Annotated in this window: 17 protein-coding genes; 7 read left to right on the forward strand and 10 right to left on the reverse strand. The window is 66.2% G+C overall.

What is annotated here, in order from left to right:
- Positions 1-56 precede the first annotated feature (56 nt).
- Entirely contained in the window at positions 57-1,709 is a 1,653-nt protein-coding gene (locus ACTJKX_RS00660) for an FAD-binding dehydrogenase (protein ID WP_440724043.1), read from the reverse strand.
- Between the two features lie 173 nt (positions 1,710-1,882).
- Here ACTJKX_RS00660 and ACTJKX_RS00665 point away from each other — a divergent pair, with 173 nt between their 5' ends.
- The 3 genes from ACTJKX_RS00665 to ACTJKX_RS00675 are packed head-to-tail and all read left to right on the forward strand — an operon-like array spanning position 1,883 to position 3,658.
- Complete coding sequence (locus ACTJKX_RS00665; protein WP_367624245.1) at positions 1,883-2,491, forward strand: hypothetical protein; 609 nt, start codon at positions 1,883-1,885, stop codon at positions 2,489-2,491.
- Positions 2,488-3,051: a hypothetical protein gene (locus ACTJKX_RS00670; RefSeq protein ID WP_440724044.1), complete on the forward strand. Its 564-nt coding sequence runs from the start codon at positions 2,488-2,490 to the stop codon at positions 3,049-3,051. Before ACTJKX_RS00665 ends, ACTJKX_RS00670 begins: the two co-directional genes overlap by 4 nt.
- A complete protein-coding gene (locus ACTJKX_RS00675; protein WP_367624243.1) occupies positions 3,038-3,658 on the forward strand; it encodes a hypothetical protein in 621 nt (206 codons plus the stop codon). The genes ACTJKX_RS00670 and ACTJKX_RS00675 overlap by 14 nt, the downstream gene beginning before the upstream one ends.
- Here the strand turns inward: ACTJKX_RS00675 and ACTJKX_RS00680 are convergent.
- Complete coding sequence (locus ACTJKX_RS00680) at positions 3,633-4,898, reverse strand: hypothetical protein (RefSeq protein ID WP_440724045.1); 1,266 nt, start codon at positions 4,896-4,898, stop codon at positions 3,633-3,635. The two genes, ACTJKX_RS00675 and ACTJKX_RS00680, sit on opposite strands and share 26 nt — an antisense overlap.
- Positions 4,899-5,205: 307 nt before the next feature.
- Here ACTJKX_RS00680 and ACTJKX_RS00685 point away from each other — a divergent pair, with 307 nt between their 5' ends.
- The 4 genes from ACTJKX_RS00685 (at position 5,206) to ACTJKX_RS00700 (ending at position 9,144) form a co-directional block, all read left to right on the forward strand.
- Positions 5,206-7,035: a glycoside hydrolase family 15 protein gene (locus tag ACTJKX_RS00685; RefSeq protein WP_440724046.1), complete on the forward strand. Its 1,830-nt coding sequence runs from the start codon at positions 5,206-5,208 to the stop codon at positions 7,033-7,035.
- Between the two features lie 92 nt (positions 7,036-7,127).
- A complete protein-coding gene (locus tag ACTJKX_RS00690) occupies positions 7,128-7,526 on the forward strand; it encodes a VOC family protein (protein ID WP_440724047.1) in 399 nt (132 codons plus the stop codon).
- An 86-nt stretch (positions 7,527-7,612) separates the two neighbouring features.
- Complete coding sequence (locus ACTJKX_RS00695) at positions 7,613-8,188, forward strand: TetR/AcrR family transcriptional regulator (protein ID WP_440724048.1); 576 nt, start codon at positions 7,613-7,615, stop codon at positions 8,186-8,188.
- A gap of 17 nt (positions 8,189-8,205) precedes the next feature.
- Positions 8,206-9,144 carry a DMT family transporter gene (locus ACTJKX_RS00700; RefSeq protein ID WP_394310457.1) on the forward strand — a complete coding sequence of 313 codons (939 nt, stop codon included), beginning with the start codon at positions 8,206-8,208 and terminating at the stop codon, positions 9,142-9,144.
- Positions 9,145-9,152: 8 nt separating this feature from the next.
- On the opposite strand, the gene ACTJKX_RS00705 is transcribed toward ACTJKX_RS00700, so the two are convergent.
- From ACTJKX_RS00705 to ACTJKX_RS00740, 8 genes are all read right to left on the reverse strand, one after another.
- Positions 9,153-9,842, reverse strand: a complete 690-nt coding sequence (locus tag ACTJKX_RS00705) for a DUF4336 domain-containing protein (RefSeq protein WP_311933830.1) — start codon at positions 9,840-9,842, stop codon at positions 9,153-9,155.
- A 44-nt stretch (positions 9,843-9,886) separates the two neighbouring features.
- Entirely contained in the window at positions 9,887-10,657 is a 771-nt protein-coding gene (locus ACTJKX_RS00710) for a pyrroline-5-carboxylate reductase (protein ID WP_440724049.1), read from the reverse strand.
- Positions 10,654-11,613 (reverse strand): bifunctional riboflavin kinase/FAD synthetase, encoded by a 960-nt coding sequence (locus tag ACTJKX_RS00715; RefSeq protein ID WP_440724050.1) that lies wholly within the window; start codon positions 11,611-11,613, stop codon positions 10,654-10,656. Before ACTJKX_RS00715 ends, ACTJKX_RS00710 begins: the two co-directional genes overlap by 4 nt.
- A 5-nt stretch (positions 11,614-11,618) precedes the next feature.
- Positions 11,619-12,491: a TIGR01459 family HAD-type hydrolase gene (locus ACTJKX_RS00720; RefSeq protein ID WP_311933826.1), complete on the reverse strand. Its 873-nt coding sequence runs from the start codon at positions 12,489-12,491 to the stop codon at positions 11,619-11,621.
- 285 nt (positions 12,492-12,776) lie between these two features.
- A complete protein-coding gene (locus ACTJKX_RS00725; protein WP_440724051.1) occupies positions 12,777-13,628 on the reverse strand; it encodes a patatin-like phospholipase family protein in 852 nt (283 codons plus the stop codon).
- Between the two features lie 3 nt (positions 13,629-13,631).
- Positions 13,632-14,903 (reverse strand): phosphoribosylamine--glycine ligase, encoded by a 1,272-nt coding sequence (gene purD / locus ACTJKX_RS00730; RefSeq protein ID WP_440724052.1) that lies wholly within the window; start codon positions 14,901-14,903, stop codon positions 13,632-13,634.
- Positions 14,904-15,064: 161 nt separating this feature from the next.
- Entirely contained in the window at positions 15,065-15,985 is a 921-nt protein-coding gene (locus ACTJKX_RS00735) for a 4-(cytidine 5'-diphospho)-2-C-methyl-D-erythritol kinase (RefSeq protein ID WP_440724053.1), read from the reverse strand.
- Positions 15,975-18,086 carry a tetratricopeptide repeat protein gene (locus tag ACTJKX_RS00740; RefSeq protein WP_440724054.1) on the reverse strand — a complete coding sequence of 704 codons (2,112 nt, stop codon included), beginning with the start codon at positions 18,084-18,086 and terminating at the stop codon, positions 15,975-15,977. Before ACTJKX_RS00740 ends, ACTJKX_RS00735 begins: the two co-directional genes overlap by 11 nt.
- Between the last annotated feature and the right edge of the window lie 198 nt (positions 18,087-18,284).

Raw genomic sequence — 18,284 nt, forward strand, 5'->3', positions numbered from 1 at the left:
ACTGCCGCCGCCTGGAACGCTTGTCGATATCGTCTTCGCGCGAAGCCTGGCCGCGGCTACAGCGCTGCGGCCACCGCACGACCCGCCTGCCGCCCGCTGAACAGGCAGCCGCCGAGAAAGGAACCTTCCAGCGCCCGATAGCCATGCATGCCGCCACCGCCGAAGCCGGCGGCCTCGCCTATGGCGTAGAGGCCGGGCAGGGGAGCAAGGTCCCCGCCGAAGACCCGGCCCTCGAGGTCGGTTTCCAGGCCGCCCAGCGTCTTGCGCGTGAGGATGTTGAGCTTGACCGCGATCAGCGGTCCATGGGCAGGATCGAGCAAAGCGTGGGGCCGCGCCGTGCGGATCAGCCGGTCGCCGAGATAATGGCGGGCATTGCGGATGGCCATGATCTGGCCGTCCTTGCCGAAGCCATTGGCAAGGTCGCGGTCGCGTGCCTCGATCAAGTGCCGTATCGCGGCAGGGTCGAGCAGGGGCCCCTGCGTCAGGGCATTCATGCCGGCGACGAGACGTTCCAGATCCTCTGCCACCACGAAGTCGGCGCCATGCTGCTTGAAGGCTTCCACCGGCCCGGTCGCCCGCCGGCCGATGGCGCGTCGCAGCGTCAATTTCCAGTCGCGGCCGGTGAGGTCGGGATTCTGCTCCGAGCCCGAGAGTGCAAATTCCTTGCGGATGATGCTCTGGGTCAGGATGAACCAGCTATGGTCGAAGCCGGTGGCGCGCAGATGGGCCAGCGTTCCCAGCGTGTCGAAGCCCGGATAGAGCGGGCCGGGCAGGCGATTGCCCCGGGCATCGAGCCAGAGCGGGGAGGGGCCGGGCAGGATGCGGATGCCGTGCCCGGGCCAGATCGGATCCCAGTTCCTGACGCCTTCGACATAGTGCCACATGCGGTCACGATTGATCAGTCGCGCTCCTGCCTGTGCCGCAATGGCCAGCATGCGCCCGTCGACATAGGCGGGGACGCCGGTGACCATCGTCTCCGGCGGTTGGCCGAGCCGCTGCGGCCAATGGCGGCGCACCAGCTCGAGGTCGCCGCCGATGCCGCCGCTGGCGACGATCGTCATCGGCGCGGCCAGGGAAAAGTGACCCACGACCTCGCGCGAGGTGGCGACCCCGCGCGGCGCATCGCTGGGCGCGAGCAGGCTGCCTTCCACACCGGTGATCGCCCCGCCGGCGTGGATCAGGCCGTCGACGCGGTGGCGGAACCGCAGCGCGAGCCGGCCTTCCGCCTCGGCTGCCAAGGCGAGCCGTTCGAATGGCTCGACCACGCCCGGGCCGGTGCCCCAGGTGATGTGGAAGCGCGGCACCGAATTGCCCGGGCCGCCGGCGCTGCCGCCACCCCGCTCGGCCCAGCCGACGACGGGGAAGATCCGATGCCCCATGGCGCGCAGCCAGGCGCGTTTCTCGCCGGCGGCGAAGGCGAGATAGGCCTCCGCCCAGCGTCGCGGCCAGTAATCCTCCTCGCGGTCGAAGCCGGCCGTGCCGAGCCAATCCTGCAAGGCGAGTTCGAAACTATCCCTGATACCGAGGCGTCGCTGCTCGGGGCTGTCGACCAAAAAGAGCCCGCCGAGCGACCAGAAGGCCTGGCCGCCCAGATTCTGGCGAGGCTCCTGGTCGAGCAGGATGACCCGCTTGCCGGCGGCAGTGAGCTCGGTGGCCGCGACCAGCCCGGCCAGGCCCGCCCCGACGACAATGGCATCCGCGTCGGCCATGGCCCCTCCCGCGACTCGCGATGTCAGGCATCATGCAATGAATACCGCAGCGGCAGAACCCGGTGAATGTGACGATCGCGACACGGGCATGATGCAGAAGTTGCGCGTGGGTGCGATGTCGTCCCCGCCTGCGGCATCTTGCCCGGGCGGCGTTCAGCGACTAAGTCGGTTTCATGGCCGATGCGAATGGGACATTGTCGAAGCTGCGCGCAGGATTTTCGCGCCAGAGCCTCAAGACGAAGGTGCTGACCGGCATCGGCGGGTTTGCAGCCGCCGCGATTTCGCTGGGCGCCTCGCTCTATCAGCTGCGCAATCCCGACCAAGTGCCGAACAGGGCGGCAGGACAGACGATCGAGGCGGGGCGCTGGCTCGTCACGCCGAACGCGGCCGCCCCGGCCTCGGTGCTGCCGGATGGCCGCCCGGTCAAGGCCGGCCGCCGCGCGGTGGTGCTCGAACTCACGCTTGCCAACCGCACCGAAGGCACCTCCAATGCCGTAACCGGTATCCTGAAGCTCACCAATGTCGCTGGCGCCGAGGGGCCTGATTTCTACCTCGTCCGGGACAGGGAGCGGCTGATGGCGCTCCAGCCCCGCCTGCCGGAGCGTCTGCAGGCCGTCTGGACCCTGCCGGCCGATGCTGCATTGCCCAAGACGCTGGAGCTCACCGTCGCCGGTGTGACCTTCAAGCCCAAGGACAATCTCTATGGAGCGCCGGGCTGGTTCAATCCGCATGATGTTGCGCGCGTGAGCGTGCCTCTCGATGCCGCTGGGGCTCCCGGATGAAGAATGCCGCCATCACCGTGATGATCGTGCTGACGGGCATCGTCCTGCTGGCGCTGCTGCGTTGGACGACACCTGGCTATGCCGTTCTCACCGGGCCGATCGAGACGACGGGCAGACAGGGAGCACCTGCTCAAACCGCCGGGTTCAACCTGAAAGTCGACAAGCTCATCCTCTCGGAACTGCTGGTCTTCCAGCGCTATGGCAAGAAGGTCGAACGCAGCACCGGCGGCGTCTGGGCCGTGGTAACGGCGGATGCGTCCGCCACCAATCGCACACTCATGCTGGCGGGCGTTTCGCTTCGTGGGGCCAGCGGACGGACCTATATGCAGAGCCCGCGGGTGGACGGCATGTCCCAATTGCTGTCCGGCAAGGAGTTGCAGCCGGGCCTGCAGCAGCAGGGCCTCTTCATATTCGAGCTGCCGGCCGACGAACTCGCAGGCGCAGAATTGGTGGTTTCGCGGGAGGCCTTTCCGCGGCTTACAGCCCAGCTCGCCATCTCCCTCAACGAAGGTTCTGCCATCCGTCGCACCGTCCTGGAGATCGGCCGTGACCCCCTCTGAACAGGCACTCCCGGAAAGCCGGCCCGCCACGCGCTGGTACTGGCGCAGCCTGATCGCGATACCCGTGCTCCTGCTGGCCGTCTTTGCCTTCGGTGCCCGGGTCGACATCCTGGACTATGTCGCCTCGCACGAACTGCGCATCGCCACGGTCAAGCCTGGCGAGGCTGCCCCTTATGCACGTGCCGACTGGTCGCTCGTTTCGGCCCAGTTCGTCGATGGCGGCGAGGGTACGCGCCTGCCCTTGTCGAAGGACCGCAAGCTTCTCATCGTCCGCCTCAAGGCGGTGCCCGAGGGGAGGGTCGTCGATGAGGCACAGCGGCAGGCCATCTGGCTGGGCTGCAGCCTGACCCTGCTCGATGGGCAGGGGCAGCGCTGGAGCCCGTTGTCCTTCGTGTTGTCCCGCGACATCAGCCGTGCACTGGAGCCGAAGTCAACGCCCGTGGCGGGATGTTTCGAGGCCGCCCGTTCCATCGGCCTCGATGGCCAGCCGACGCTGGTCGAGGAGAAGTTCCTGCTTCCGTCCGAGGCCGCTTCGGACCTTTCCGTGCGGCTTTCCTTCCGTTCGGCCCTGCCGGACGCCCTCAGCTTCCAACTGGAACCGCGCTGATCGGCCGGCGCGCGCTGCGCCATTGCCGGCCCTGGGAAAAGCCCGTTTCCAGTCCAGCGGCGAGCAACGTGATCTTCAGGGGCATGATCAGGGCGCCGCTGCCGGGTGCGCTCGGACTGCCCAGCAGGATGGAGAGGCCGTGGGCGATGATCTGCCACAGGCCGATCTCATGAGGACCTATCAGGCGGGCGGCGCCGTACCAGGCCCAGGCCGAACCCCAGTCCAGGAGACGGAAGGCGACGAGAACGACGACGATCAGGCTGAGACCCGTGCCGAAAGTCAGGCCGAGGCCCTCCGCCAGCGCGCGATAACGCCTGGCCGTACCGGCCACGAAATGGGCGAGAAAGTCGCGCAGGAATTTGGGTAATCCGTCCCAGCGTGCGATCGCCCTGCTCCAGCGGCCCTGTACGGACGCCCCCGCCCGTCCGATGTCATAGCCGTAGACCAGCGCCGCCAGGGTCAGCCAGACGGCGGGATAGAGCGCGTAGGAGAACAGGGCCGACAGCATGTCCCACCAGGAGGCGGACGCAGCCTCGACCGGCGGGGCGATGCTTGCCGCGCGAGCGGCCGGCAACAGCGAGGGGTTCAGGAACTCCGGCAGGCCGGCAATCCAGGCCATGATCTTGTCATGCCAGTTCTGCAGCACATAGAGCGCGATAAAGGCCCAATTGGCCTCGCACACCACGATCAGGAAAGGCCAGAGCACGCGCTTGGAGCGCTTGTGCATATATTTGGCACCCAGCCTCACCAGCCAGGCAATGGCGACCAGCAACAGCAGCAGCCCGCCTCCGCTGACTTCGAGAATGCGGGCATTCTCGCCAAAGGGAGTCAGATCGAGGGCAAGCTTGGAATATTCGCGTACGGTATCGCCGAGAAAGCCCCAGGCGGCATAGAAGGCGAAGAACGGCACCAGGGCCAGGGACAGCGCCATGGTGAAGCCGGTGGGCCCACTCTCCCGAGGTTGGCTCTCTGGTGATTCGGCCGCCCTTGCCGCCGCCTGCAGGGAAGGCAATCCAGGCCGGACGAGTTCGAACAAGGCGACGATCACCACCAGCTTGACCAGAACCACCAGAGTGAGCGTCGAGAGGCCAGCCAGGCGATTGAGGAAGCCGATGCGCACGGCGATCTCGGTCAGCACGTCCTCGGCCAGCATGCCGATCAGCCAGATTGCCATCAATTGCGGCCAGTAGCGCTGGAGCAGGACCATCCAGGTGGGAAGGAGACGGGTGAGCGCCGACAATGTGCTGGAGGCCTTCTGCTGTTGGCAGCGCGGTTGCGGTGCCGGATTTGAGTGCGGACCATAGCAATCGAAAGTACGATGGACCAGATGAGAGGCAGGTCGATCGTTCCTCCAGGGAGAGATCTTCGCCGCTCTCGGGCTGCAACCTCCGGTTTCGGCACTAAATCGCCGCATTCCGGAGGAGAAGATAGGGGTGAATCACCGGGGCTCCGGTCGAAATGCCGCCTATGAGCCAATTCCGCGAAAAGGCGCTGCAGGTGCTCCGTCATGGGCATGCCGCGTCCCGGCTGTCGAAAGGAGAGATCCCTTGACGTCTCGGATTGAAGATTATGCCCTCATCGGCGACTGTGAAACGGCGGCCCTGGTGTCACGCGACGGGTCCATCGATTGGCTGTGCTTTCCCCGTTTCGATTCGCCCGCCAGTTTCGCGGCCCTGCTCGGCACGCCGGAGAACGGGCGCTGGCGCATTGCCGCCACCGACAGGAAGGCGCGGATCAGCCGTCGCTATCGGCCCGACACCCTCATCCTGGAGACGACCTACGAAACGGATGAGGGTGTCGCCACCCTGATCGATTTCATGCCGCTGCGCGACGGCACCAACGACCTCATCCGGCTGGTGGTGGGCCGGAAGGGCACCGTCGCCTTCAGCACCGATTTCGTGGTGCGCTTCGACTATGGCCGCACCGTGCCCTGGGTCACGAGGGCCGATGACGGCACCATCACGGCGGTGGCAGGACCGGATCGGCTGATTCTCTCGACGCCTGTACCTCTGGAGGGCGAGGACCTGCACACCGCAGGTTCGTTCAAGGTCAGCGCCGGCGAGCAGGTGCCGTTCGTGCTGACCTATGGCCCTTCCACGACGCCACGGCCGACCCAACCCGATGTCCAGGCCGCGCTGGCGAATACGGAAAGCTATTGGCGCGACTTTGCCGCGCGCTGTCCATCCGTCGGCCCCTGGACCGATGTCGTCAAACGCTCGCTGATCACCCTGAAGGCGCTCACCTATATGCCGACGGGCGGCATCGTGGCCGCCGCCACCACCTCGCTGCCCGAACAGATCGGCGGTCCGCGCAACTGGGATTACCGCTATTGCTGGCTGCGTGATGCCACCATGACGCTGCAGGCCTTCATGAAGCTCGGCTATTACGAGGAGGCGTCCGCCTGGCGCGAATGGCTGATGCGGGCCATCGCCGGGGCTCCCGAGCAGATGCAGATCATGTATGGCCTGTCGGGTGAGCGCAATCTCCTGGAATGGGAGCCCCATTGGCTCAGCGGCTATGAGGGATCGCGGCCGGTGCGGATCGGCAATGCCGCTGCCGAGCAATTCCAGCTCGATGTCTATGGCGAGGTTGCCGATGCCATGATGCAGGCCGCTGCCGGCGGCCTGCAGCGCCATCCCCGCACGCGGGCGCTCAGCGAAGTCATCATGAACTTCCTCGAAACCGCCTGGCGCCGTCCCGACGAGGGGATCTGGGAGGTGCGCGGCGGCGCGCAGCATTTCACCCATTCCAAGGTGATGGCTTGGGTGGCCTTCCACCGGGCCGCCAACATGGCGATCAAGTCCGGAGACAGGCCCGCCTTTGCCGAGCGCTGCCAGCGCGTGGCCGACGAGATCCATGACGATGTCTGCCGCAAGGCCTTCGATCCCGACCTCGATAGCTTCGTGCAGTCCTATGGCTCGAAGACGATCGACGCCAGCCTGCTGCAGATCCCGCTTGTCGGCTTCCTGCCGGCGGACGATCCCCGGGTGATCGGCACGGTCAGGGCGGTCGAGACCATGCTGATGCGCGACGGCTTTCTGCTGCGCTACAACACGGACCATGTCGATGACGGCCTGCCGCCGGGCGAGGGAGCCTTCCTGGTCTGCACCTTCTGGCTGGCGGATGTCTATGTGCTACAGGGCCGCGAGGACGACGCGCGGCGTCTCTATGAGCGGCTGGTGGGCCTTTGCAACGATGTGGGACTGCTGTCCGAGGAATATGATCCGATCGCGGAACGCATGCTCGGCAATTTTCCGCAGGCCTTCAGCCATATCGGGCTGATCAACACCGCCCTCAATCTGGCGCGGCAGACCGGCCCCGCCGAGGAGAGGGTCGAGGCGAGCGGCCAGTCGGTGGCGCAGGCGGATGCCGTCTGATCGTCGCTGGCGAGCGTCCGGCGAGGGGATGGACTACGATCGCCAGCTGATTCTCGCCGGCACCGATCGGCTGTTCCAAAGAGGGGCTCGGCATGTTGCATCACATTTCCTTCGGCGTCGCGGAGATCCGGCGCTCCGCCGCATTCTACGACGCAGTGCTGGGGACTCTCGGCTATGTGCGCGTGTGGGAGGATCTGCAGCCTGACGACCCGGATCAGGCGGTAGGCTACGGGTTGCCCGGCGGCGGCGACAAGTTCACGATCAAGTTGAGGCGCGAACAGGCGCGGTCTCCCGGCGCCGGTTTCCATCTGGCCTTTGCCGCACCCAGCCGGCAGGCGGTTTCACAGTTTCACGAGACGGCTCTCGCGCGCGGCGGTGCCGACAATGGCGCACCCGGCCTTCGCGCCCATTATGGCCCGACCTATTTTGCCGCATTCGTAATCGATCTGGATGGCCATCACATCGAAGCCGTCTGTAAATCCGAGAGATAGGCTCATCAGCTGCCGCGTTGCAGAGAAGGAGCTTGACAGGTGAGGTGATTAGGTAGATCGGTCTACCTAATCACGGAGCGAGGATCATGACGGGCCGCATGCCAGCCAGGGAGCGTCTGCTGAAGGCAGCGGCGGAACTGTTCTACAGTGAAGGGGTCGGCGCCACCGGTATCGACGCCATCACGGCGCGGGCCGGGGTGGCCAAGATGAGCCTTTACAATAATTTCTCGTCCAAGGCCGATCTGGTGAATGCCTATATCCAGGGCAGGCGCACCGAATGGCAGGCGATCTATCAGGAGCGGCTCAAGAGCGCGGCAACGCCGCAGGAGCGGGTGCTGGCGATCTTCGATTCCTATCTGGATCATGCCGAGGCCGCCTATGACTGGGGCTTTCGCGGTTGTGGGCTGCTTAACGCAGCGGCGGAACTTCCGGTGGGTGATCCGGGCCGTGCGTCGGTCGCCTCGCAAAAGGAGGAAGTCGAGCGCCTGTTCAGGGCCTATCTCGGCGAGATGCGGCCGGAGGCGGCTACGGCGATCGTCGAAACCGCCGAACATCTTTCCTTCTTGCTCGAAGGCGCCATGTCGCGTGCCGGGCTGGATGGGCATGACGGTCGCCTGAAGACCGCACGCAGGATTGCCGCCTCGATCCTGGAGCGGTTCTGAGACCGGTTGTCAATCCCATGAGTGAAACCCTCAGCACGCCCTCTCCCCGGGAAAGCAAGATTGTGGCGATCGCCGCGCTGCTCATGCTCGAAGCCGCATTGGTGATCTCATGGAGCGCCGGGTTCGTCGGCATCCGGTTTGCGATCGATCATGCCCCGATCTTCCTGATCCTGCTGTGGCGCAGCCTGGTCTCCGGCCTGGTCCTGCTGCCCTTCGCGCTCACCATTGGACCATCGCTGCGCTGGAAGGATGTCCTGCCGCAGATATGGTTCGGCGCGCTGGCGATGTCCGGCTACCTTGCCGGCTTCGCTTTGGCGATCGTCTTCGGCGTGCCGACCGGCCTCGTCGCCTTGATTGCCGACATGCTGCCCCTGGCCGTGGCCATCCTGTCCTGGCCGGTGCTGGGGCAGGCCTTGAGCGCGCGCCAGTGGCTCGGTTCATTCCTCGGCCTGGCAGGCGTCCTGATCGCCTCGGGCTGGTCTCTCGACATGGGTCATGTCCCGCTCTGGGCCTATGGCCTGCCCGTACTCGGCACGCTGTCGCTGGCCCTGGCGACCTTGCTGCAGAAGCGCAGCCCCGCCGGCGCCATGCCCGTGCATCAGAGCCTGTGCATCCAGTGCCTGTCCGCTTCGGCGATCTTCGCCCTGTTCGCCTGGCATGAGGGCGGCGTCCTGCCCGTTCTCGACAGGGGTTTTATCGGCGGCATCCTCTGGCTGGTCTTCGTGGCGACCTTCGGCGCCTGGAGCCTCTATTATATCGCCCTGCGCAAATCCTCACCCACCCGCGTCACCTCGGTGCTGTATCTCAGCCCCCCAGTGACGATGATCTGGGCCTGGCTGATGTTCGGTGAGCCGCTGTCCTGGGCCATGGCGGTGGGCCTGGTGGTTTCCCTAGCGGGGATCGTCATCGTCGCGCGGTCACCGGCCGTCGTAGCGGGCCGTACCCGCAATCCCTGAGCGGTGCATCATTTGATCAGCCAGGCGAAGGCCCTGGCGAGGAAAGCCTGGCCGTCCCCTGTTACGGGCTCGCCATGCGCCATCAGCACCTTCTCGGTCGGCCACGCCAGGATGTGCCTGATCGCCTCGCGCGCGGCTGGCCGGTTCACGAAGGCCATGCGGAACTTGCGGGGCACCGATGGCTCGGGGGCGACCATGAGGTCGAGTTTCGCCACCACTGCCCGCCAGCCCTCGAACCAGGCGGCGTCGAAATGCTGGATGAGATCGGTGAACAGCGTCGTCCGGCTCGGGCGATGGAAGAACACCGCCTCGGTGGTGATCAGATTGCCCGGCACGAGGACATGGTCGAGGTCATCGGCCCAGGCCGGGATGGGCGCCTCGCCGAGATCGAGGTCAAAGCGGATCTCCTTGCGCTTGGCCCTGAGGCCGGGCGGCGCATAGACGCTGGCGCCGGGATAGGCGCGCTGCCAATCGCCCAGAAAGAGGTGATGAAGCGAATTGGGCGGCACCAGGCAGCGCACCGCGCCCAGTGCGTCGACCTGCGCCCGCAGATCCTGCGACAAGGCGATCGGGGACCAGACGAGGAGATCGCCGCCGGATAGCCGGATGATGGCCATGCGGGTGGGGTAGTGAAAGCCGGCCACCGAGGTGGTCGGGCCATCCGCAATCCAGATCTCGTCGCCGAAATTCTTCAGCATTGCCGATCTTCCCGCGGTCTGCCGGGCTCCGTTCGATCGCCTGCTCAGGACGCCGTAATGCGTCGGTGCACGCCGTCGAGGCTCTCGGCGAAAGCCTCGAAGAGCTTGCGATCGGTCAGCTCGCGCAGGACCTGTTCGTTGATGCCGCCACGTGTCGCATATTCCTGTGCCAGATGCATGAAATCGGCGTCGGGCGCCGCCTCCGGCGCCTGCGCCAGGGCCCTGAACAGAGCAGTGACATAGCCGCGCGCCGTCGGATCGACAACGCCATGGCCCTGCAGCCAGCCGTGGAGGGTGTCGAGATATTTGAAATAGGTGGCGAATGTCGCGGTGGCGACGCTCAGCGCATCGAACTCGGTAACATCCTTCACCGCAAAGGCCTTGCCGAACCGGCCGAAGAAGGCCACGACGTCGGGATCGGGCGGATAGATGATCGTCGGCCCCTGCCTTTGGGCGACCATCGGCATCGGCAGTGCCTTGGTGACGCGCTCGGCGGGAGAGACCAAGGCGACGATCTCTTCGAGAGACAGGGTGGCGATCAGGCTGATGATGCGATGGTCCGGGCGAAACCGCAGGCCCGGCAGCACGTCATGGGCGATCTGCGGCCGGACGGCGAGCATGATCGTGTCGCAGGCATCGAGAACGGCCTGATTGTCGGCCGCGATCCGAACATCGGCAAAGCGCGATGCGAGGTCGGCGGCAATAGCCTCGTTGCGCGGCGACAGCACAACCGGCACGTCGTTGCCGGCCACCGATTTGAGGCCGGTCACGATCGCCGATGTCAGCGCACCCGTCCCGATGAAGCCGAGTTTCATGGCGCGGCCTGTGCCGTCATCTGCCGGGCGATACGGCTATCCTCGTTCATACGCGCGACCAGAGCCTCTATCGAGCCGAATTTCTGCTCGCCGCGGATATAGCCGACAAAGGCGACCTCGATTTCCTTGCCATAGAGATCGCCGGCATAGTCGAACACGAAGGTTTCCAGCAAAGGCGGGCCATTGTCGAAGGTCGGGCGGCGGCCGAAACTGGCGACACCGGCATGCACGATGCCGTCGATCACCGCACGCACGGCGTAGATGCCGAGGGCGAGGCCGCATTGCGGATCGAGCGCCATGTTCGCCGTGGGAAAGCCGAGCTCGCGGCCGCGCTTCTCGCCGTGGACGACGGTGCCCAGCACTGACCATTCATGGCCGAGCAGGCGATTGGCGCGCGTGATGTCGCCCGCCGCCAGGGCGCGGCGAATGGCCGAGGAGGACACGGCCTCGCCGCTCTCGCGCGTCGGTGCCACGATGGCGATGTCGAGGCCAAGCGCACGGCCATGCTGCACCAGAAATTCGGGTGTGCCGCGGCGGTCCTTGCCGAAATGAAAATCATAGCCGACGGCGACGGCGTGAGCGCCGAGTCGCCGCACCACGAGTTCCTCCAGGAATTCCTCCGCCGTCATGCCGGCAAGCGCCCGGTCGAAGGTGAGGGTGACCAGCGCGTCGAGGCCGGCCTTTTGCAGGAGGCGGGCCTTCAAGGCAGGCGGCGTCAGCCGGAACAGGGGCTCGTCCGGCCGGAACAGGCTGCGCGGATGCGGCTCGAAGCTGAGGGCGACGGCCGGGCGCGACCGATGATGCGGTCCCGGCTGCGAGCCCCTGGCGAGAGCCTCGGCCGCATCGATCACCGCCAGGTGACCGCGATGCACGCCGTCGAAATTGCCGATCGCGATGGCGGCGCCGGCAAGATGGGCGGGCAGGGTGACGGGATCGAGAAACTGCTCGAAGGCCATGATGTCTACCAGATCAGCCGCGGCATGACCGCGTCGGGAATGACGCCCTTGTCGGCAAGGAAGGCAGAAAGCGCCTCGGGGTCGACGCCGTCGCCCTCATGGCCGGCCTCGAGGGCATGGATACCGCCGGAGATGAACAGCGCGCCGCACCCGATGGCGGCCGCGCCGGCGAGATCGGTTCGCACCGAATCGCCGATGGCCAGGGTCCGCTCGGAGGATGTCGGCTTGCCGCGGAGCGAGGCGGCTGTCTCGAAGGCCGCGTCGTAGATCGGCTTGTAGGGCTTGCCGCAGATGGCCACCTCGCCGCCGATGGCGCGATAGGCTTCTGCCAGAGCCCCGGCGCAATAGATGATGGTGCCGCCGCGATCGACGATGAGATCGGGATTGGCGCAGATCATCGGTACGTCGCGCGCCTTGAAGCCGGCCAGCATGTCCCTGTAGGTCTCCGGCGTCTCCGTGGTGTCGTCGAACAGGCCGGTGCAGACGACCACTTCGGCCTCCTCGGGCGTATCGGCGAAGCGGATGCCGAGGCCGTCATAGAGCGGCCGGTCGCGATCGGGGCCGAGATGGAAGACCTTTTTTGCCGCCACGGCGGCGATCTGTGCCCGTGTCACGTCCCCCGACGTGACGATGGCGTCCCAGCATTCGCGCGGCAGGCCGAGCCGGTCGAGCTGCGGCATCACCGACTGGGCCGGCCGCGGCGCGTTGGAGACCAGCACCGCAACGCCGCCCTGCCTGCGATAGGCGATGAGGGCGTCGGCAACACCGTCGAACACCCTGTGGCCGTTGTGGATGACGCCCCAGATATCGCAGAAGATCAGGTCATAGGCGCTGGCAATCTCGCGAAAGCCATGGATGAGACGGGGCGAGGAAGCCAAGGCGGGGCCTTTCCGGTCGAAGGGGGTAAGCGGTACGGGACGGTGGTGCCCTTCACATAAGCCCTCAGGGCCGGGCTGGGAAGAGACAAGGGAGCGGGGGCGTCGAAAGGGGCCGGAAAGAGCGCCACCGCCTTCTCCCCTTGCGGGAGAAGGTGTCCCGAAGGGACGGATGAGGGGAGATACGCAACCTGGTCGGGAAATCGCTGCACCCCTCATCCCCCTGCCGGGACCTCTAGCCAACTCCTTCGGAGTTGGCGACACCTGCAAGGGGAGAAGGAACCTGACTTATCCCCGCTCCAGCAGCTCGCCCAATTTCCGTTTCAGTTCCTCCTTCGCTGGCCTGGCGAGGCGGAAGACCACGCTGGAGCGGGCGAAATCGAGGGCACGGATGCTGCCGACATTGGGACGGATCAGGATGTCGGGACGATAATGGGCCGCCTTGGCATCGACGATCGCCGCCTGCATGATCTGCAGGGCCCCGAACATCGCCTCGAAGGTGCCGGGCATGTCGGTTTCGGCGGCGATGGTCGCGGCGCCCGAGACGTCGATGCCGACGAGAATGTCGGCCTTGCCGGTGAGGTGGTCGAGCGGCAGCGGGTTGACGGTGGCGCCATCGACCAGCACTTGGCCGTCGATGCGCACCGGCCTGAAGGCGCCGGGGATCGCCATGGAGGCAGCGACGGCCTGGCGCAGCGGGCCGGCCGTGAAGGCCCGCTCACGGCGGCCATAATAGTCGGTGGCCACGATGGTGAGCGGGATGGCAAGGTCGGCAAAGGCCTGGGGCACGGCCTCGGGCAGGAAGGCGTCGCAAAAGACCTCGGCATCGATCATCACCGGATTGCCGAGGCCGGAAAACAGGTCTGCCAGCCGCCCGCTGCGTGCTGCCATCAGCTTGTTGCGCATGCCGCGCCGATCGGCGAGCATGGCCAGCGTATAGGCATGGAGCTCGGCAGCCGAGAGGCCGGCGGCATAGGCAGCGGCATAGATCGCTCCCATCGAGGTGCCGGCCATGGCGACCGGCCGGATGCCGAGCTCGTCGAAGACTTCCAGCATCGGGATATGGGCGAGGCCGCGTGCCCCGCCGCCGCCAAGGGCCAAGGCCACGGTCTTGCTCGAACGCGTGACCGCCGGCGTCACGGCTCAGGCCTTGCCGATGGCACGCCAGCCGATGTCGCGGCGGCTGAAGCCTTCGGGCCAGTCAACGAGATCGACGGCCTCATAGGCCCGCTTCTGTGCCTCCGCGACGGTCTTGCCGCTGGCGGTGATGCCGAGCACGCGCCCGCCATTGGCGAGGATATGGTCGCCCGAGCGTTTGGTGCCGGCATGAAAGACCAATACGTCGTCGAGCGAAGCCGCCTTGGCGAGATCCCGGATTTCCGAGCCGCGCTGGAAACTACCGGGATAGCCCTTGGTCGCCATCACTACGCAGAGCGCCGCATCGTTCTTCCAGCGCAGCGAGATGGTGGAGAGCACGCCGTCGGCCGAGGCGATCAGGGCCGGCAACAGGTCCGAGCGCAGCCGCGGCATCAGCACCTGCGTTTCCGGATCGCCGAAGCGGACATTGTACTCGATCAGCTCAGGGCCATCCTTGGTGATCATCAGGCCGGCGAAGAGCACGCCCTTGAACGGCGTGCCGCGGGCGGCCATGGCCCGCACGGTAGGGCGAATGATGGTTTCCATCACACGCTCTTCCATCTCCGGCGTCATGATGGGGGCCGGCGAATAGGCGCCCATGCCGCCGGTATTCGGGCCCTTGTCGCCATCGAAGACGCGCTTGTGGTCCTGCGCGGAGATGAGGGGAAGGGCAGTGGTGCCGTCGCACAGGGCGAAGAAGCTCGCCTCTTCGCCCTCCAGGAACTGTTCCACCACCACTTCGTGGCCGGCCTCGCCGACGCTGCCGGCGAAGATGGCGTCGACGGCAGCAAGGGCATCGTCCAGCGTCATCGCCACCACCACGCCCTTGCCGGCGGCCAGGCCATCGGCCTTGATCACGATCGGCGCGCCCTGTTCCTGGACATAGGCGCGCGCAGCAACAGCATCGGTAAAGCGCCGATAGGCGGCGGTCGGGATGGAAAATTCCTGGCACAGATCCTTGGTGTAGCCCTTGGAGCCTTCGAGCTGGGCGGCGGCCTTGCTGGGGCCGAAGGCCTTGATGCCGGCAGCGGCGAGATCGTCGACCAGGCCGGCGACCAGCGGTGCCTCGGGACCCACCACCACGAAGTCGATCTCGTTCTCGCGGCAGAAGGCGATCACCGCCTGATGGTTGGTCGGGTCGAGGGCGGCGCAGATGGCACACTCTTCCATGCCGGGATTGCCGGGCGCGGCATAGAGCCTCTCGCAAAGCGGGCTCGCCGATATCGCCCAGGCCAGGGCATGTTCGCGCCCGCCCGATCCGATCAGAAGAATGTTCATCGTCACCGCCTGCAGAAATTCCGTTGGCCGGACCTTTGCCCGATCAAGGGGCAGGATGCAATGTCGAAGCGCGTGGCGGGGAGGGCGGACGTCTTGTCCGCTCTTGGAAACGCCGCGAAAATGCGGACAAGATGTCCGCGCTCCAAGGGCCGCCGCCGCCCTCAGCCGATGACGGTGTCCACCACCCACCAGCCAGGCCGGCGCTCTGCAATCGCATGTCTTGCTGCAACTGCCGCCTCGGCCGTTTCGAACAGGCCGAACACGGTGGCGCCCGAGCCCGACATGCGTGCGAGGCGGCAGGTGGGCTGGCCGCGCAAGACGGCGAGCGCCTCGCCGATGGCTGGGCGCAGCACAAGCGCCGCCGGTTCGAGATCGTTGCGTCCCCGATCGAGATGGCGGATCAGTGCCGTCGGGCTTTTCTCGCCTTCGATGGCCGCGGCCAGGGAAAGGTCGGGGGAAATGGCCGTCCCCGCGGGAAGGGCGAGGGCTCGGAAGACATCCGCTGTCGGCGTGGCAACACCCGGATTGAGCAGGACGGCGGGCAGAGGGGGCAGGGGAACCGGAGCTGACAGCGTTTCTCCTGCGTCGCGCATCCATCGACCCACCACTTGCAGGCAGACCGGCACGTCGGAGCCCGTGGCGCGGGCAGCGGCCAGGACTTTTTCGTCCGTTAACGGCAGCTCATTGGCGCGGGCGATGAGGCGCAGGGCAGCTGCGGCATCCGAGGAGCCGCCGCCGATGCCGGCTGCCGCCGGCAGGCGCTTGTCGAGCCGGAAATGCCCGAGTGTGAGGCCATCATGCCTCTCGGCGAGCGCCTTGGCTGCCTTGAGTACGAGATTGTCGGCGACCGCGCCGGCCTCCTTCGCGCGAGAACCATAGACTTCCAGGGAGAGGCCGGGCCCCGGCTCGAGACTGAGCTCGTCGGCGATATCGGCAAAGGCGACCAGGCTGTCGAGCAGATGAAAGCCGTCCGTGCGTCGCCCCAGCACGGCCAAGGTCAGATTGACCTTGGCACGGGCTTTCTCGTTCAGCCACACAGGCGAGGCTCCCGCCCCGCCGGCCGCCGTGACGTCAGCCGCCATTGCTGTTGGACGGCGAGGTGGGCTTCACGGGTTCCGCCGGCTTGGGAGCGTCGGCAGGTTTGGGAGCATCGGCGGGTTTGGGCGCATCAGCAGGCTTAGCCGGATCGACGGGCTTGGGAGCCTCCACCGGCTTGGAGGTATCAGTCGGCTTGGAGGTATCAGCCGGCTTTGTTTCGCCTGCGGGCTGGGGAGCATCAGCAGGCTTGGTTTGGTCAGCCGGCTTGGTTTGGTCAGCCGGCTTGGGGGCTTCCGTTGGCTTGTCGGCATCGGCCGGCTTTTCGGGCTGTGCATCCGGCGTCTTCGGTGCGTCGGCGGGCTTTGCCTCGTCCGCGGGCTTGGGCGCATCCGGAGACTTGGCCACGTCACCGGCCTTGCTGGCGTCGGCCGAGGCCGTGTCCCGCATGCCGTCCTTCAGCTTCTGCTCGATTTTGGCCTTCTCGTCCGGCTCGGGCTTGGCATCGAGGGCATGGCGCCACTGGAAGGTCGCCTCCAGCTTGCGCCCGATCTTCCAATAGGCATCGCCGAGATGGTCGTTGATGGTGGGGTCGCTCGGCTTGAGAGAGACCGCGCGCTCAAGCTGCTCGACCGCCTCGTCATATTGGCCAAGCTTGTAATTGGCCCAGCCCAGGCTGTCGACGATATAGCCGTCGTCCGGACGCTGATCGACGGCCTTCTTGATCATCTCCATGCCTTCCTGGAGATGCATGCCCTGGTCGATCCAGGAATAGCCCAGATAGTTCAGCACCGAGGGCTGGTCGGGGAAGAGTTCCAGCGCCTTCTTGAAGTCGGCCTCGGCCTTGGGCCACTGCTTGATCCGCTCATAGGCGATACCGCGGTAATAGAAGGTGGCCCAGTCATTGCGGGTAGGCTTGCCGATCACGTCGACCGCCTGTGAGAACGCCACGGACGCCTCTTCCCAGCGCTTGCGCTGGTTGAAGATGCCGCCGAGCGAGATGATGGCGTCCAGATCCTGCGGATTGGCCGAAATGATCTTCTTCAGATGCGCCACGCCCTCATCGGTCTTGTCGAGCTCGTCCAGCGTGGTGGCAAGCTCGATTTCGGCGTTGCGCTTGAGCGGCGAGGAGGCGGGCACGCTCTTGAACAGGGTCTCGGCGGTCTGGGGCTGCTTGAGGTCGCTATAAAGTTCGGCGAGGCCGATCAGGGCCGTGGCATTGGCGGGCTCCAGATAGAGCGCCAGACGATAGAACACCACGGCATAGTCGGCACCGCCCTGCTTGGCGATGCCGGCTGCGACCGAGACCAGGATATCGGCCGCACCCTGCTGGGCCGAGGTCACGGCCGGCCCGATGCGCTTGCCCGCCTTGATGTCGGCGATCAGTGCCGCGACGATCGGCTGGCGAGGCACCTTGGCCGAATAGGCTTCCAGCACCTTGAGCGCGTCGTCCTTCTTGCCGGCGCGCGCCAGTGCGCGGGCATAGGCGTCGACGATGGAGACGGCATTGGCATCGCGCTCATGGGCGTCCTTGAGCCGGGCGATCGCCTCATCGCGCATGCCGGCCATGTCGAGCATCATGCCGGTGGAGAAATTCTTGAAGGTAGAAAAGCCATCATTGGACGAAATGTCGTCGCTGGCCACCACGCCCTTCTTGGTCTGGCCGGCGCCTGCATAGGTCCAGGTCGAGATCAGGGGCGTCGCCAGCTGCAGGATAGGCTTGTCGAGCGTGAAGGCGAGTTCGTCACGGGCCTTGGTATAGTCCCGCCCCTTCAACGCCCGGATGCCGAGCACGAGATGGGCGATCGGGTTCTTCTTGTCGATCGCCACCACGCGCCGGGCGAAGGTGACGGCCTTGTCCATTTCGCCCGAGGTCAGCAAGGCGATGAAGGTGCGGTTGGTCAGCTCCTGCCGAGCCTGTTCGTCCTTGAACAGACCGCTGCTCAGCGCCTTGGCATAGAAGGAGGCCGCATTGTCGTCGTCACGCACATTGGCAGCCAGCCTGCCAGCCAACAGGCTGCCTGAAGCGGAAGTCGGCCTGAATGGACGTTCGAGCGCCTTGGCTGCCAGTGCCGGCGCCATCAGGGTCGTCGAGAGGGCGATCGCCAACAAGGCGGCGGAAAAAGACGTGCGGGAAGACAGGGGCACAGGGAAGAAAACTCCGAATCAGCCGGCCGCCTCGACACAGGCGACGCAGTCGCGAATTATTCGCCGCTACCATGGCTGCTTTGAGGCGAGGGAACAACCCACCCTCCGCGCTAATCTGCCGATTTTGCCGGGCCGTTTGGCCCATCTCCGGTCGGTCGCCGCCGGGCAGCAACCCTGGATAGCACCGGTGCCGGCAGG

The organism is Labrys sp. 22185 (assembly GCF_052045555.1).
GTDB lineage: Bacteria > Pseudomonadota > Alphaproteobacteria > Rhizobiales > Labraceae > Labrys > Labrys neptuniae.

What these genes read in the sequence shown, in the direction of transcription:
- purD (WP_440724052.1), bottom strand. Translation starts at nt 14,903, where the DNA reads ATGAACATTCTTCTGATCGGATCGGGCGGGCGCGAACATGCCCTGGCC.
- ACTJKX_RS00695 (WP_440724048.1), top strand. Translation starts at nt 7,613, where the DNA reads ATGACGGGCCGCATGCCAGCCAGGGAGCGTCTGCTGAAGGCAGCGGCG.
- ACTJKX_RS00705 (WP_311933830.1), bottom strand. Translation starts at nt 9,842, where the DNA reads ATGCTGAAGAATTTCGGCGACGAGATCTGGATTGCGGATGGCCCGACC.
- ACTJKX_RS00735 (WP_440724053.1), bottom strand. Translation starts at nt 15,985, where the DNA reads ATGGCGGCTGACGTCACGGCGGCCGGCGGGGCGGGAGCCTCGCCTGTG.
- ACTJKX_RS00700 (WP_394310457.1), top strand. Translation starts at nt 8,206, where the DNA reads ATGAGTGAAACCCTCAGCACGCCCTCTCCCCGGGAAAGCAAGATTGTG.
- ACTJKX_RS00690 (WP_440724047.1), top strand. Translation starts at nt 7,128, where the DNA reads ATGTTGCATCACATTTCCTTCGGCGTCGCGGAGATCCGGCGCTCCGCC.
- ACTJKX_RS00660 (WP_440724043.1), bottom strand. Translation starts at nt 1,709, where the DNA reads ATGGCCGACGCGGATGCCATTGTCGTCGGGGCGGGCCTGGCCGGGCTG.
- ACTJKX_RS00670 (WP_440724044.1), top strand. Translation starts at nt 2,488, where the DNA reads ATGAAGAATGCCGCCATCACCGTGATGATCGTGCTGACGGGCATCGTC.
- ACTJKX_RS00710 (WP_440724049.1), bottom strand. Translation starts at nt 10,657, where the DNA reads ATGAAACTCGGCTTCATCGGGACGGGTGCGCTGACATCGGCGATCGTG.
- ACTJKX_RS00665 (WP_367624245.1), top strand. Translation starts at nt 1,883, where the DNA reads ATGGCCGATGCGAATGGGACATTGTCGAAGCTGCGCGCAGGATTTTCG.
- ACTJKX_RS00715 (WP_440724050.1), bottom strand. Translation starts at nt 11,613, where the DNA reads ATGGCCTTCGAGCAGTTTCTCGATCCCGTCACCCTGCCCGCCCATCTT.